The organism is Paenibacillus phyllosphaerae, from assembly GCF_014192105.1.
Lineage (GTDB): Bacteria > Bacillota > Bacilli > Paenibacillales > Paenibacillaceae > Paenibacillus_Z > Paenibacillus_Z phyllosphaerae.
Genome location: NZ_JACHXK010000005.1, coordinates 438,778 through 453,108 on the forward strand (window position 1 = coordinate 438,778; position 14,331 = coordinate 453,108).

The 14,331-nt window shown below is 54.0% G+C and carries 14 protein-coding genes; 2 read left to right on the forward strand and 12 right to left on the reverse strand.

Annotated elements, in window-relative coordinates:
- Positions 1-70: 70 nt before the first annotated feature.
- The 4 genes from FHS18_RS14390 to rlmH all read right to left on the reverse strand — a co-directional run bounded on the left by FHS18_RS14390 (position 71) and on the right by rlmH (position 4,001).
- The gene (locus FHS18_RS14390) at positions 71-898 is read right to left on the reverse strand and encodes a DUF5666 domain-containing protein (protein WP_183600750.1); all 828 of its coding nucleotides are present in this window, start codon (positions 896-898) and stop codon (positions 71-73) included.
- Complete coding sequence (locus tag FHS18_RS14395; RefSeq protein ID WP_183600751.1) at positions 879-1,376, reverse strand: sigma-70 family RNA polymerase sigma factor; 498 nt, start codon at positions 1,374-1,376, stop codon at positions 879-881. Before FHS18_RS14395 ends, FHS18_RS14390 begins: the two co-directional genes overlap by 20 nt.
- Positions 1,377-1,597: 221 nt before the next feature.
- Complete coding sequence (locus FHS18_RS14400; protein WP_183600752.1) at positions 1,598-3,337, reverse strand: ABC-F family ATP-binding cassette domain-containing protein; 1,740 nt, start codon at positions 3,335-3,337, stop codon at positions 1,598-1,600.
- A gap of 184 nt (positions 3,338-3,521) precedes the next feature.
- The gene (gene rlmH, locus FHS18_RS14405) at positions 3,522-4,001 is read right to left on the reverse strand and encodes a 23S rRNA (pseudouridine(1915)-N(3))-methyltransferase RlmH (protein WP_183600753.1); all 480 of its coding nucleotides are present in this window, start codon (positions 3,999-4,001) and stop codon (positions 3,522-3,524) included.
- A 237-nt stretch (positions 4,002-4,238) separates the two neighbouring features.
- On the opposite strand from rlmH, the gene FHS18_RS14410 reads away from it, so the two are divergent.
- Positions 4,239-4,394 (forward strand): DUF1540 domain-containing protein, encoded by a 156-nt coding sequence (locus FHS18_RS14410; protein WP_183600754.1) that lies wholly within the window; start codon positions 4,239-4,241, stop codon positions 4,392-4,394.
- Between the two features lie 387 nt (positions 4,395-4,781).
- Here FHS18_RS14410 and FHS18_RS14415 read toward each other — a convergent pair whose 3' ends face one another.
- Together FHS18_RS14415 and FHS18_RS14420 are read right to left on the reverse strand one after the other, a co-directional pair.
- Positions 4,782-4,949 carry a CxxH/CxxC protein gene (locus FHS18_RS14415; RefSeq protein WP_183600755.1) on the reverse strand — a complete coding sequence of 56 codons (168 nt, stop codon included), beginning with the start codon at positions 4,947-4,949 and terminating at the stop codon, positions 4,782-4,784.
- An 80-nt stretch (positions 4,950-5,029) separates the two neighbouring features.
- Positions 5,030-6,409, reverse strand: a complete 1,380-nt coding sequence (locus FHS18_RS14420) for a S1C family serine protease (protein ID WP_183600756.1) — start codon at positions 6,407-6,409, stop codon at positions 5,030-5,032.
- A gap of 274 nt (positions 6,410-6,683) precedes the next feature.
- On the opposite strand from FHS18_RS14420, the gene FHS18_RS14425 reads away from it, so the two are divergent.
- Entirely contained in the window at positions 6,684-6,908 is a 225-nt protein-coding gene (locus FHS18_RS14425) for a hypothetical protein (RefSeq protein ID WP_183600757.1), read from the forward strand.
- Here FHS18_RS14425 and FHS18_RS14430 read toward each other — a convergent pair.
- The 6 genes from FHS18_RS14430 to FHS18_RS14455 form a co-directional block, all read right to left on the reverse strand.
- Positions 6,877-7,683, reverse strand: coding sequence for an MBL fold metallo-hydrolase (locus FHS18_RS14430; protein WP_183600758.1), 807 nt, complete (start codon positions 7,681-7,683; stop codon positions 6,877-6,879). The genes FHS18_RS14425 and FHS18_RS14430 overlap by 32 nt on opposite strands.
- Before the next feature lie 81 nt (positions 7,684-7,764).
- The gene (gene yycI / locus FHS18_RS14435) at positions 7,765-8,517 is read right to left on the reverse strand and encodes a two-component system regulatory protein YycI (RefSeq protein WP_183600759.1); all 753 of its coding nucleotides are present in this window, start codon (positions 8,515-8,517) and stop codon (positions 7,765-7,767) included.
- 10 nt (positions 8,518-8,527) lie between these two features.
- Complete coding sequence (locus tag FHS18_RS14440; RefSeq protein ID WP_183600760.1) at positions 8,528-9,976, reverse strand: YycH family regulatory protein; 1,449 nt, start codon at positions 9,974-9,976, stop codon at positions 8,528-8,530.
- The gene (walK, locus tag FHS18_RS14445) at positions 9,973-11,802 is read right to left on the reverse strand and encodes a cell wall metabolism sensor histidine kinase WalK (RefSeq protein WP_183600761.1); all 1,830 of its coding nucleotides are present in this window, start codon (positions 11,800-11,802) and stop codon (positions 9,973-9,975) included. Before walK ends, FHS18_RS14440 begins: the two co-directional genes overlap by 4 nt.
- Positions 11,799-12,551 (reverse strand): response regulator YycF, encoded by a 753-nt coding sequence (gene yycF / locus FHS18_RS14450; protein ID WP_183600762.1) that lies wholly within the window; start codon positions 12,549-12,551, stop codon positions 11,799-11,801. Before yycF ends, walK begins: the two co-directional genes overlap by 4 nt.
- A 204-nt stretch (positions 12,552-12,755) precedes the next feature.
- Positions 12,756-14,141, reverse strand: a complete 1,386-nt coding sequence (locus FHS18_RS14455) for a M23 family metallopeptidase (protein WP_246427641.1) — start codon at positions 14,139-14,141, stop codon at positions 12,756-12,758.
- Between the last annotated feature and the right edge of the window lie 190 nt (positions 14,142-14,331).

Here is a 14,331-nt window from a genome sequence, read left to right on the forward strand (position 1 = left end):
ATAGATCATACTCAAACAGCGATCCTCCAATAATGGAGAATCGCTGTTTTTACTGTTCAATGAATGCACATTATTGCTGCGGAGCCATGTTGTTGTAGATGTTCGTCGCGTTGACCTTACCCATGCTGACGTCGTCGGTCGTGAAGCCGGACACGATATTCCCCACCTTGAATTCCTTCTGCAGCAGCTCTTCGGATGGCGCCGCGGCCGTCGGCCCGTCGATGCCCAGCTTCGTCTCCGGTGTCACGGTGACCCACAGCTCGCCGACCTTGAAGCTCTTGCCGTCCGCGCTCACCTCGGAGATGACGCCGTCGATGTTGACCGCCATCTTGCCCGTGATCGCCGGCTTCGCTTCGCTCGTCTCGCCCTCCTTCTCCGGTGCGATGAGGTTGTAGATCACGTCGGCCGTCACCTTGCCGGTGCTGACGTCCTGCGAGGTGTAGCCGGACACGATGTCGCCGACTTGGAAATTCTTCTGCAGCAGCTCTTCGGATGGTGCCGCGGCCGTCGGCTCGCTGCTGCCCAGCTTCGTTTGATCCGTGACTTCTACCCACAGCTCGCCGACCTTGAAACTCCTGCCGTCCGCGCTCACTTCGGAGATAATGCCGTCAATGTTGACCGCCACCTTGCCCATGATCGGAGGCTTCGTCGTCGCGGTATTGGTAGGCGGAGACGAAGGCGTTGTCGCCGGGGAGTCCGGATTGAGGGCGATAAGGCCCACCGCGAGCACTGCGCATGCCGCGATACCGGCTGTCCAACCCGTTACTTTTCTTCTCTTCTTCGCCATTTCCATGTTCATCGTCTCCTTATGATTCATCAATTTGATATAGGTTGCTTCTTGGAAATCGTCGCTGGTCTTCAAATGGGACATCGCGGACTTATAAACAGACTTCTTCATCCTCCATGCCTCCAATCTTCTCCTTGAGAATCGCGCGCCCTCTCGCCAGCCATGTCCCCACCGTGGCGGGTTTGGCCTCAAGAATTGCCGCGATCTCCTGAATGGAATAGCCTTCGTAGTAGTGCAAATGGATCGGAATCCGATATTTCTTATCCAAGGCCAGTACGGCCTGCAGAACGTCGCTCTCTTCCTTGGGGAGGTAGCTCAGGTCTTCGGGAACCGGGTTGCGGCTGCGGAACCACCCGGTCTTCAGCATATTTTTGCTTTTATTGATCGTCGTTCGGATGAGCCAAGCTTTCTCGTGTTCGCCGTTATCGAATACGGGGCGCTTCTGCAGATAGGCGAGAAAGACGTCCTGCGTCACTTCTTCCGCATCCGCCGTGTTCTTCAAGTACGCGAAGGCGATTCGGATCAAGCTTGGCGAATAAAGTTCCAAGGCCCGTCGCACAGATTCATTGAGCTCGAATGAATTGTACACCTCAGCACCTCCTTTCACTTTCAATACAACTGAGCGCCCGATTATTTTTCACGGGAGCGAATATTTTTTTCGCAACTATCTATTCATGGCTCTAGACGAGCCGAAGCTTAGCAAGGGATGCAATATTCGGGCAGTAAAAAAATCCCGCCTCATAGAGAGACGGGATGTTAATGGTTTAATCTTTTTCATTAATCAAGCAAAAGCGGGATACATATTCATGGCTAAAGCAACTTAATCAGCGCTTCCAGCTCATCAATCAATCCTTTTGCAAGTTCAAAATTAGTTTCTTTTAAAGCCAGTTCTATTTTTGTTTCAATTGATTTTTTCTTTTGTTCCATTTCTAAATAGTCTTTATCAAAATGACTCGCATAAACCATCTGTCTAAATTCCGGTAAATCCATTTTTCGGATCGTCTTATCTTCAATAATTAAAACATAATCCATACCATTTACAACGGAATAGAAATCATGAGAAATCATGAGAATCGCGCCTTTAAATTCTCCAATGGCTTTCTCCAGCGCGATTTGAGTATAAGTATCCAAATGGCTTGTCGGTTCATCAAGAAGCAATACGTTTGCTTGACTGGCAGAAACTTTAGCCAATTGAAGCAGATTTTTTTCTCCGCCGGATAGAGATGCTATCTTTTGACTAACGATTTCTCCTTCAAAGCCATAGTTTGAGAGATACAATCGGATCTCATCATACGTTTTGAACCCCGCCTCGATGAATTCTTCCAGAATTGTATTCGAGTCCTTTAGCATTTCGCCTTGAAGCTGAGATAAATAAGCCACTTTAGCATCCGCATTGATTTCAATCGAATCATGATTATTCTTAAAAATATCTCGGAGCAAGGTCGTTTTCCCGGTACCGTTTGCACCGATAATAGCGACTTTATCCGTAGATTTGATCTCAAAGTTAACCTTGTCCAAAAGCAGCTCATCAAAGGCAACACTAAAATTATTGACACTTATAACAACAGTGTCTTCGATTTCATGGTCCATATCAAACTGGATATTCGGTTGCTTAATAGCAACGAATGGCGCTTTAATTCGACGCGCTTCCAATCTTTCTTGAAATCTAACCCTGGCTTTTAATGCTCTCCCTCTGGATGCTTCTGAATTGTACGTTGCGATAACTCTAAGATTATCGATGATCTTATCGTTTCGCTCAATCTCTTCCTGTTCAGCAACCGCGATTTCCTGCAGCTCAATTTTGGTCTCCAGCAAGGAGAAGTTATACTCGATATATCGCCCATCGAACTCTTGGATCTCCGTATTTTCAAGGTGTATAATTTTGTTGAAACAATGATTCAATAGATATCGGTTGTGCGTCACAACTAGCAGCATGCCTTTATGGGAATTAATCAACTTTTTAAGCGCATTGAGATTGTCGAAGTCTAAAAATACATCTGGTTCATCCATGATCATCAAGTCGGGACGGTTAAGCATCTCTTTCATTACTTGAATCAGTTTGAATTCCCCGCCGCTCAGGTCGGTTACCTTACTATCTCTTCGCTTCATGAGGTTTGCTAGATTCAGCTGCTTATGAATGTTGCTTTCATAATCCTCCCCGCCCATCGCATCGAAGGCGTCTAACGCTAATTGATACTTTTCCAGTAACGGTTCAAGATCGGTTGAAGTTTCCATCTCCGCGCAAATCGATTGAATTTCATTTTGAATCTTTAGGAATCGTTCGCCTATATATTCAAAAACGGTTGTATCTTTGGTGCTATCTAGTTCTGAGAACTGACTTACATACCCAATCGTGCACTCGGGGTCCATCTCTAATTTGCCATCGAACAGATAGCTTTCGGGGTCCATCAGTATATCGATTAACGTACTTTTCCCGCTGCCGCTTGTTCCTATAAAAGCGCAATGTTGCCCTTCTTCTAGCGTAAATGAAATGTCGTTATATAGTTCTTTTTGCGGAAATGAGAAGGATAAGCGTTCAACTTTTATCATGGTATGACCTTTCTTTATAGCTAGAGTAGTTGATTATTATGAGATGTTTTTTGCAGAATATCGATTTTAAATATACCGTTGTTAGAGTAACACCGTTTATAACCGACTACAATCTATTTGTAACCCCTCTAATTCTGGAATTTCCCTTTAATCTCTGTCGGTTACTTGATGAGTTGTACAGTCGTTACTTGTGGTACGGCTCTCCCCTCAAAATCTTAAACGCCCGATACACCTGCTCCAGCACCAGCACCTTCATCATCTGATGCGGATACGTCATCCGCCCGAACGACAGCTTCTTATCCGCACGCGCCAGGACGGCACTGGACAACCCTAGCGACCCGCCGATGACAAAAGCGAACGCCCCGCCCCCGTAGACGGCCTGCTTGTCCATATGCGACGCGAGCTGCTCGCTCGTCCACGTCTCGCCCTCGATCGCGAGCGCGATGACGTGCGCGTCTGCCTTGATCGCCGCGAGGATCCGCTCGCCCTCGCGCACCTTCACCTGCTCCGCCTCCGCGGCGCTCATGTTCTCCGGCGCCTTCTCGTCCGGCACCTCGCGCAGGTCGAGCTTAGCGTAGGGCCCGAGCCGCTTGGCGTATTCGGCCACCGCGTCGTTCCAGTATCTCTCCTTCAATTTGCCGACCGTGATCAATTGAATCTGCATCTGTCTGAACTCCCTTATCGTTAACGACGCCACTCTGTTGGCGGCATCCCTTTTTCCTTCTATTGTACCCAACACGCAGCCAAGCGTCGACCGACCACCATCTACACGATGCCCCCATATCCCGAAGGGAACGCGAACAAACCCGCTTCGACTCCACAAAAGGGATTCAAAGCGGGCTGTCCGAGGTATAAAGAGGTACACCGTTCGTCCATCCTAATGCCAAGGAGGTGATTACTCATGGCGAAAGATGTTCTGTGCGAAGTGAATTCCTGTAAGTATTGGGCTGCAGGCAACCAATGCAATGCTTCCTCCATCTATGTGGTCAGCCACCGCGGCAAACAAGCGAACAACTCGGAGGAAACCGACTGCAAAACGTTCGAACCTAAGATCTAACGGTTAACTTAAGCAATTACTCGAGGGCAGCCGCTCCACCGGCTGTCCTTTTTCCTGTCCGTCATACCCACGTACAAGCTCCACCTTGTCCGGGAAGATCGCGTCAGGCACGAAACCGGCAACCTCGCTTGCGAGCGTCTACCGCGTTTTCGTCTTGCTCACTTCTATATTAACCAAGAATGATAATTATTATCAACCCATATCGAAAAATTTTCTCACTCTTTTCTCAGTTACAGCAAATAAAAAGACACCACCCAAAGCAGCGGAATGCCGCATATCCAACCTCACGGTTGTCTACGCAAACCTATCCACTTCAGGTGATGTCCTTCCGCCTGCCAGCTGTTCGCTCCTAGCTGGCAACGACGCTCTATTCCGCCGCGCCAGTGTCTACACGACTAAGTACGCGGCAATGCTCGAGCACATGTCGCACGTCGCCGGCGCCTCCCAGTCGCTAAACTTCGTTTCTACTAGGTCCACGATATCCGGCGCATCCTCGTAGTCGTCTACGAACTTGTCGATCGCCAGCTCAATATGTTCCTTACACACACAATACATGCTTCACTAGTCCCTCATTTTCCCGATGATGTCGCTAACGGTATCTATTAGCATCGACCAAAACGATCGAAATTAGCCGTTTATTTGTCAGTTTTCTCGCCCAGCGTGAACGTCAGCGTCTCCCGCTTGCCGTCCCGGTACAGGGTCACGTCGATGGAGTCGCCGATCTCCTTCGCCTCGTACAGATACTTGCGAAGATCCAGCGTGCTCGTAATCGTCTGCTTATCCAGCTTCACGATCACGTCATTGAATTGAAGACCCGCATCCAGCGCTGGCCCGACGGCCTCCAGCACGATCACGCCCTGGTCCACGTCCTCCGGCAAAATAAGGTCAGCCGGATCTTCAAGCTGCTCCTCGGCATCCGGTACATCGCCATGGTCGTCCTGTGGACCGGCTTCCTCGTCTGCGCCGCTCTCCAGCGCCGGATCATCCTCTACCGCGCGGGCTGCCGCCTGCTGGGCCAGGTATTGCCCCAGATCCATCGTGTAGACGCCAAGGTAAGGCCGCTTCACTTTGCCGTACTCGAGCAGGCTCTCGACGATCGGCATCGCCTCGTGCGTCGGAATCGCGAAGCCAACGCCCTCTACGCCGAAGTCGGCGACCTTCATGCTGTTAATGCCGACGACGCGGCCATCGAGATCGATGAGCGGACCGCCGCTGTTGCCCTGGTTGATCGAGGCGTCCACCTGGATGACCTCTTGCTCCCAGTCGTAGTTCCCATCCTGCGCGAGCGACACCGGAATGACGCGTTTCGTCTTACTCACGATGCCCATGGACAGCGAGTCGCTCAAGCCGAGCGGGTTGCCGATCGCCATGACCATTTGCCCTGCACGCAGCGCAGTGGAATCGCCAATCTCGGCTACCGTATCGATGCCGCTCGCGTCAATCTCGAGCACCGCCAGATCGGTAATCTCGTCCGTGCCGATCAGTTCGGCCTCCCGAACCTCGCCCGTGCTGAGGACCGCCTTCACCGCTTGCGCGCCAGCTACCACATGCGCATTCGTGATGATATGCGCCTTGCCTTTGACCTTCTCAAAAATAACGCCGGAGCCAAGCGCGGCCTCCGTCAGCTCATCCTCGCTGCCAGCCGCGTCTCCGCTGCCTTCTGCCATTCCTTGCAGCGTGGACAACGACTGCTCGTTGATGATGCTGACGACCGCAGGACGCACCATATCGGCGGCTTGCACCGTCCGCTCCAGCGGGTCGTTCGTCTGAATGGCAGCGACAGCCGTGCTGCCGTCCGCAATGAAGCTTGTGCCTCGGTCGAACCCGGTGAACAGGCCGAACACGAGCACGACCGCGATCGCGCTCGTCACCGACGAGAACATCGCCAGGCGGAAGCTTGACCAGGAACGGCGGCTGCGCCTTGGCATCGGCGAGAAGCCTTTGCCCTCTTGTTTCGTCCAGCGGGTACGGCGGGATACGCGCGTGGAATAGAAATCGTCGTCGAACAAGCTCATCTATAATCGCTCCTCTCGATGGCCTTATGCGCATCAAGAATGTTTTTTACGAATCTAGGAATGATATCGGAAGAATCGCCTACACTAATAATAGAGTATAGATAGAAAAGCGGAAATTTATGACTGGTAAGCGGATTGGTTTGCGTGCGCAACCGTAAGGTTGGACATGCAGCATTCCGCTACGCCCGCGGATTGGTTTGCTTGCACAACCGCGAGGTTGGACATGCAGCATTCCGCTGTAGGACAAACTTAAGCCATTAAAGGAGCGATAATAATGCCTCGTAATCAATCATCTGCCGCGATGGAGCACGTTCATATGGCGGCCAAGCTCGCCGATCTGAAGGGAGACCATCTTCGTCTGCTGCTCACCCTTGGTGCGATGACCGAGCTCTTGATCGACAAAGGCCTTCTGACCCGAGAAGAGTTGGAGCAGAAAACAGCTGCCTTGGACCTGGAGCTGGATCTGATTATTTCCGCCTCACTTCATCCCATGGCGTAGGCCGGTCATGATAGGTTTCGCGCAGCGGCTTCTCGTCGCTTCGGTAGAAGTGGCCGTTGCCCTCTAGTACATTATTCACCGTCAGCTTCGCCAAGTCCATCAAATTATGATCGAGACTTAAGTGCGCCAGATAGACGCGCTTCGTCCGGTCCGTCATCAGATAGCAGAGCGCTTCGCCTGCCGCCTCATTCGAGAGATGGCCGATATCGCTTAAGATGCGGCGCTTCGTATTCCACGGGTAATGCCCCATCCGCAGCATGTCCACATCGTGATTGGACTCGAGCACGAGAACGTCGGAATCCTCGATCATCTTGCGTACCTTATCGCTCACGTAACCCAAGTCGGTGGCCAAGCTTAGCTTCACGTCATCATCGTCGAAAACATACCCCACCGGCTCGGCCGCATCATGCGAGATCGCGTACGAGGTGGTCTTCATATTACCGAAGTTCACCGTCTCGCCCGTCTGCATAATGACCCGCTTCTCCGGCGCGATCTTCCCCACATGGCGTTCAAGCGCGCCCCATGTCGCCTCGTTGGCGTAGATCGGAAGATCGAACTTGCGGGCGAATGCGCCAAGTCCCTTAATATGATCAGAATGCTCATGCGTCACGAGAATCGCATCCATATGATGGCCTGCGATTCCGCGCTCACGCATCAGCTCCTCGATTTTCTTGACACTCATGCCGGCATCCACCAGTACGGTGGCTTCATCAGTCTGCACAACGGTCGCATTGCCTGTCGAACCGCTGGCCAGTACGGTAAAACGCATCCCCATGCTCGTTATACCTGTCCTTTCTCCTGCTCCCCATGATGTAAGTTGCTACTCTTGCTGTATGTGCCTTGCGCGAGTCTCGCTTTAAGACTCGTTCTCCTTGCCCGTCACGACTTCCCCGCTGATGGCATTGACGTAATACGCGCTGCCGTCCTCGAGCAGAATCCGCCACGAAGGCGCGGATACTTGAATTTCGGAGTTGAAGATCTGCCCGTGATGATAGCCGAGCTTGATCTCTTTAATGACGGCCCCCGTCGGCAAATAGTTGCGGTCGATCAAGCTTGCCGCCGCCTTCGTCGCCGGGAGCACCTCCTGTTTCTCCGTCTCTTCCACGTTCATCAGTTCGATCTGGTCCTGCTTGTACGCGACGATTTTCTGGTTGCTGTAGTACAGCTCCAGCTTCACGTCGAACATGGGCCGCCCTTCCACCATCCGGTAGAGGACGAACACGCCGTCCACCCCGTCACGGCTGACCGCTTGGTCGAACGTATATTGGTCCAAATTCGGAATGACGCCGCCTAGCGCGTCCTCCAGCTTCTGGTCCTGATACACGACCGTATTCTCGACTGGCGTCTTCAGTACCGTTCGTTCGCCTCCACCCGGTTCGGAAGCGGCCTTATAGGTCAAATCCCGCAGCTCCGGCGTCTCCGGCGGAATGCTCGCTTCAAGCTCAATCCGCTTCTCCCGGATCATCGCCAGCGTCTCGGCCGGCAGGTCATTCACATCGGTGCTTGGACTTAGCCCCTCGCCGATACTCGACAATAGCTGATAGCCAAGCGCCACGTTCAGCAGCAGGAAAGCCAGAATGAGCACACTCTTCGCTCTGCCCCAATCCATCTCGCTTCCGTCACCTCCATACGACAGCTGCCCCTGTCTTGGACAGAGAAGCGGTCTGATCGGCATCATTTGAAGGTCCGTTAGCGGATCCGGCGGCTGTTCCGCCATTGCCGGATTCGGCTGGATCGGCGCCGCCTGGCTCGCCCGGTCCCGGCTTCGTAGCCCCTTGCATAGCCCCGAGCAGCTTCTCCTGCGTGCCATCGAGAAGGCGTACCGCCCAGATCGGCGAGAACCGCAGCTTGCTGCCTGCCAGCATCGCTACCTCAACGGCCGGATAGACGGACTGTACCTCTTCGCGGCGGGCGTAGTTCGCCAGCGCATCGACGAGCATTTGCCCGCCCGGCAGCCAGCGCACTTCCTTCTTCTCGGGCGTATCGCTGAGCGTAATAAGCGAACGTTCATACTCGGTCACGACGCCTTGCTGCATCCGCAGCAGCATCTCGCCGAACAAGAACGGTTGCTTCGAGACGATCGGATAAGAGCCGTAATACTGCTGATAACGAATCGTCGGCACGCTCTCTCCCGACCAAGGCTGGATGAATCGGTGCAAGCCGTTCCAGCCGCCATGCTCATTAATGAAGACGACGGAGGCATAGACATTCTCGCTCATATCGTCCTCGGAGTCTTGAACGGCAGCGGGGTCGCGATAGCGGATCCAAGTGCCGTCCTGCTCTACTTGGAGCGCCCTCTTGCTATCGGTATAGATCTGCGAACCGTCACGGTCGTTAATCGCCCGCGTCGCGCTCGGGTCGAAGAATAGATTATGCTGCATCTGCTCCGGCGTATAGGATTGATAGCTCACCTGCGACTCGACCGCCTGCAGCGGCTCCTTGGCAAGATACAGCTCGTCCGCCACGTAGCGATACGGCGTCCAATACTGGCCGAAGCCCACATAGTTCTGCACGTCTCGCACGGTCAAGTCGGCGCGCACGGATTGATAGACCGTCGTGCCGTCGAGGCTGAAGAAATACGTGCTCACTTCCTCGCGGTCATTGCTTTTGTAGATCCAGATGCGGGTAATCACGTCCTTCTGGAAGGCCACGTCGCCTTCGGACAGCTTCAGCACCTTGCTCAGCAGCTCGACCGGAACGCCTGAACCGAACCGCAGCTCGACGCCGATGCCGCTCTTGCGCACCGCGTCCCAATCGATCGCATATACGTTGTCGCGCTGGAAGCCTTTGAACTCACGGCCCATCACGCGTTCATAAATAATCTGATAGAAGTTGACGCCCGGATACAGCACCGTATGACGGTCATTGCCGAAGTGCAGCACGATATCCGCCGGGAAAATAAGATCCTCGACCTTCGCCTCCGTACCCATCTGCTCCGCTTTCACGTAATCCTGCTTCTGGCTTACCGTCGCTCCCATGCCCGGCATGCTGTAAGCGAGCCAATAGCTCTGCAGCAGACTGAGCAGCACGAGCAGCGTCAGGACCACCGTCTTCACCTTCTCGATCATGAGGCCGCACCTCCTTCATGAAGGGCAGGCAGCGTGACCGTCACGGTCGTCCCGACGTTCGGCTCCGAATCGAGCGCGATCGAACCGCCGTGCGCTTTGACGATTTCCCGGGCAATAGACAAGCCTAAGCCAGTACCGCCCATATTGCGCGATCTAGCCTTGTCTACCCGGTAGAACCGGTCGAAGATGCGGTTCAAATCTTTGCGCGAGATGCCGATTCCGGTATCCTTCACGCTGATTGCGATCGAACTCTGTTCCGCCATGCGTGCGGCGATCTCGATCCTTCCGCCGTCGAGCGTATATTTGATCGCATTGGATACGAGATTGTCCAATACCTGATCGATCTGGTCGCGGTCGAGCAGCACGTTGACAATGCCGTTCTCCACCTTCACCTCAGCACGGATCGATTTCTTCCGCAGCTGGAAGGAGAACCGATCGGCTACCTCCTCGAGCATATCCGGCACATTCGTCGGCTGCCTGCGCAGCGGCGCCTGGTTGGAATCGAGCCGCGATAGATGCAGCAGGTCGGTTACGAGCCGAATCATCCGTTCCGTCTCATTGCGGATAACGCCGACGAAGCGCTGGGCAAGCTCGCGCTCCTCCATCGCTCCGTCATCGAGTGCTTCCGTATAACTCTTGATCGTCGTCAGCGGCGTCCGCAGCTCATGCGAGACGTTCGCGACGAATTCGCGCCGCGATTGCTCCAGGCGCTCCTGCTCGGTAACATCCTGCAGCACGGCAATGGCGCCGGAGATGCCTTTGTCCCGGCGGTGGATCGGCGTGAACGTGACGCGCATCACCTCATCGAGATCCTCATCCGGCTGCTGGCGATGAATGACCGACGACGACTCATGGCCGGACAGCAGGGCGGCCAGCTGGCCTTCGCCCATATCGAGCAGCTCGGACATCTTCCGGCCTTGGCACGTCTCGCCCAGCATCTCCTCCGCGCGCCGATTCGAGATGATCACCGTTCCCTGCTCATCAGCCGCGATTACGCCGTCGCTCATATTGGCGAGTACGGAAGAGAGCTTCTCCTTCTCTTCCTCATTGGTCTCCAGCGCATCGCGCAATCGCATCGTCATGTTGTTGAACACTTCGCTCAAGTGCCCGATCTCGTCATCGCCGAGCACCGGTACCTGACGGTCGAACCGTCCTTCGGCAACCGCGGCCGCCTGCCTGGTCAGCCCCTTGATCGGATTCGTAATGGTGTGGGCGAGCACGATGCCGAGCACGCCAGTCAATCCGAGCGCGATCAGCATCCCCGACATGAAGATCCGGTTAATCCGGTTCACGGTCGAGTAGAGCTCTTTCATCGACGCCACGAGATAGACGGCGCCGACGATCTTCGTATCGTAGACGACGGGCTTCGCAATAATCTTCTTGCGCACATTGTCCTCGTCGATCACTTCTTCTTCGTTATCCCGTATGCCTTGCAGCGCACGGCTGACCGCCAGCGACGTATTCTTCTTCCCTACATACTCCTGATGGGTCGACAGCGAAGTCGCCAACACCTTGCCGCTGGCGTCGATCAGCTGAATCTCCGCCTCGTTCACGCTAAACAGGTTGCGAACGAGCGAGTTCAGGTCTTCCTCGGTCTGCTGCCCATCGCCGCTTGGCAGCTCGGGTCTTGCATCGAGTTTCTCGGCCGCGAAGCTGGCCAGCACGTCCGCCTGATTATTCAGGTTGGTCGTGAAGTTGCTCGTCAGCGACGTCTTCATCGTACTGATGAAATAGACGCCAATGAGCTGCATCGCAATGAGAATGAGCAGCACATAAATAATGATCAGCTTGACCTGAATGGAACGAAAATAGCGAATGCCGCTCATCCGCTTCCGAAACCTCCAAGCTTCGGATTACGCATCATGTAGCCTAGACCCCGGCGCGTCAGAATATATTCCGGACGGCTCGGATCATCCTCGATCTTCTCCCGCAGACGGCGAATCGTCACATCCACGGTACGTACATCGCCGAAATACTCGAAGCCCCATACGGCCTGGAGCAGATGCTCCCTCGTCATCACCTTGCCGCTGTTGCGCGCCAAATAATAGACGAGCTCATACTCCCGGTGCGTCAGATCGAGCGGCTCGTTATCCTTGTACACCACGTACATATCCGTATCGATAAACAGGTTGAAAATCGCTAAGCCCTGCTTCTCTTCCGCAGGCTCTCCCGCTCCTTGAGGCTGGCTGACAGCCGCTTGCGCCGGCTCAGCCTTCTGACGCCGCAGATGCGCCTTCACCCGTGCCAGCAGCTCGCGCGTGCTGAACGGCTTGGTCACGTAGTCGTCCGCCCCAAGCTCAAGGCCCAATACTTTATCCAGTTCGGTATCCTTCGCGGTGAGCATAATGATCGGCGTCGACAGACGCGTCCGCACCTCGCGGCAGACGTCCATCCCGTCCTTCACCGGCAGCATCAGGTCGAGCAGAATGAGATCCGGTGCCTCCGAGAACGCCAGCTTCACCGCTTCTCCGCCATCGAAGGCGCAGATCACCTGATAGCCTTCCTTCTCCAAATTAAACTTCAAAATATCCGCAATTGGCTGTTCGTCATCGACGACCAATATTTTACCGTGCAACCTATGCCACCGCCTGTCACATTGCTAGAATTGTGCATCGCTTCAGCCTAGTAAGAATGCTTGCCATACCTAATACCCATTCTAACATAGGTACTCGGCCAGTCCCAATGAAAGTTCCCTCATGTGGCCCGGAAAATGGAAAAAACCACACCCGCATTCCAGCAAGTGTGGTTCTCCTTCAGCCTGCCCGATTCTGCGGCAAGCTTATAGATATTTGATCGGGTTCTGCACGACCCCGTTCTTTGAAATTTCAAAATGTAAATGGGTGCCGGTCGAATGTCCGGTATTGCCCATAACGCCGAGCTTATCGCCTTTCTCGACGATCTGCCCCTTCTCCGCCGTAACCTCGCTCATATGCCCATAAGTGGTCTGATACCCGTTCTTATGGTCGACGATGACGGCATAGCCGAGACCGCCGCTCTTGAATCCGGCAAAGATAACGACGCCGTCGTCCGCAGCCATAATGGTGCTGCTCCCGACCATGTCGATCCCCTTATGCATCCGTCCCCAACGTTCGCCGTAGCTGCTCGTCAGTTTGGCGCCCGATACCGGCCATGCGAAATTACCGGTTCCTTCGCCGAGGATGACTTTCGTCCCCTTCATCACGATCGTAGGCACCGAGTATTCAATCAATTGCTCGCCGAGCAGTTCCTCGCTCATGAGGTAACCGTTCTGCTTGGTCAGCTGATAGACAACCTTCTTCGAACCGCTCTTGCCTTGACGGATCACCTTGGATTCGCCAGCCATCATATTGCTGTTCTTCTGAACGACCGTCGTTGGTTCGATCGACTCGATCTCCGTCACGCGCTCAACCGTCTCCACGGTCACTTCCGGCTGGCGGACCGTCAGATCCAACACATCGCCGACTTTGATCATATCGTCTTGAATCCAGCTGTTGTTCTCATAGATGACTTGCGGCGAGATCTCGAACTTCTGCGCGATACAGCCGATGCAGTCGCCGTCTTGCACCGTATACTTCGTCGGTTTCACGGATCCTTGCACCATCTGAGCATACACAGTGCCCGCATCCACGATCTGATCCGGGTCTACATTGGCCGCCGCGGTCGTCACGTTCTCGACGATCTCGACCGATTTCACTTCAGTAACCGGCTTGTCCGTCGTTGCTTCTTCCGCATAAGCGAGCGCGGTTACCTCGGTTGCTTTATTCTTCGCAGCCGTCTCCGGCGCATAGCGCGCTTTGACACTCGCGAGGATCTTATCTGCCGCCGCCTGATCCTTCACGATCGCGATGGTCTTGCCTTCGACCTTCAGTTCCACGCCTGTAGCATGGGAAGTGAACAGCCCTTGAAGCTTCTGCAGCGTGTCTTCCGTGTCCGGATCCGCCTTAAACTCGCTCTTCTTCTCATAGGTAAGCGTACCCGTGCTGAGCACCATGTTGAGGTCCGGATTAGCTGCCTTGACCTCCTGCTCCTTCTTCGCGACGAGCTCCTTCACTTGCGTTTCGGTTGCGACGGCGCCGATTAGCTGACCGTCCTTATAGACATTGTAATAATCGGTCGTGTTGGCTTTTACAAACTCATTCCCGCCGAAACCGGCGATGAGCAGGATTGCGATAGCACCGCTTGCCATAATAAGAGGTTTCTTATGTAGGATTCGCTTTGCTGCTATATGTTTGATCGCGTCTTGTTGTTGCTCTGGATTGTCTGCTTCTGGTCGGACGCGCCGAAAGGTCTGCCGGAACGAGTTCCACACCTTTCGGATCCGATCGTTATCGTTAAAAACGGACATGATCGTCTCCTTCTCGTGTCTTGGTACGTTC

Coding starts and splice junctions, on each gene's coding strand:
- FHS18_RS14390 (WP_183600750.1), bottom strand. CDS start 898: ATGAAGAAGTCTGTTTATAAGTCCGCGATGTCCCATTTGAAGACCAGC.
- FHS18_RS14400 (WP_183600752.1), bottom strand. CDS start 3,337: ATGATAAAAGTTGAACGCTTATCCTTCTCATTTCCGCAAAAAGAACTA.
- rlmH (WP_183600753.1), bottom strand. CDS start 4,001: ATGCAGATTCAATTGATCACGGTCGGCAAATTGAAGGAGAGATACTGG.
- FHS18_RS14410 (WP_183600754.1), top strand. CDS start 4,239: ATGGCGAAAGATGTTCTGTGCGAAGTGAATTCCTGTAAGTATTGGGCT.
- FHS18_RS14415 (WP_183600755.1), bottom strand. CDS start 4,949: ATGTATTGTGTGTGTAAGGAACATATTGAGCTGGCGATCGACAAGTTC.
- FHS18_RS14420 (WP_183600756.1), bottom strand. CDS start 6,409: ATGAGCTTGTTCGACGACGATTTCTATTCCACGCGCGTATCCCGCCGT.
- FHS18_RS14425 (WP_183600757.1), top strand. CDS start 6,684: ATGCCTCGTAATCAATCATCTGCCGCGATGGAGCACGTTCATATGGCG.
- FHS18_RS14430 (WP_183600758.1), bottom strand. CDS start 7,683: ATGGGGATGCGTTTTACCGTACTGGCCAGCGGTTCGACAGGCAATGCG.
- yycI (WP_183600759.1), bottom strand. CDS start 8,517: ATGGATTGGGGCAGAGCGAAGAGTGTGCTCATTCTGGCTTTCCTGCTG.
- FHS18_RS14440 (WP_183600760.1), bottom strand. CDS start 9,976: ATGATCGAGAAGGTGAAGACGGTGGTCCTGACGCTGCTCGTGCTGCTC.
- walK (WP_183600761.1), bottom strand. CDS start 11,802: ATGAGCGGCATTCGCTATTTTCGTTCCATTCAGGTCAAGCTGATCATT.
- FHS18_RS14455 (WP_246427641.1), bottom strand. CDS start 14,141: ATGGCAAGCGGTGCTATCGCAATCCTGCTCATCGCCGGTTTCGGCGGG.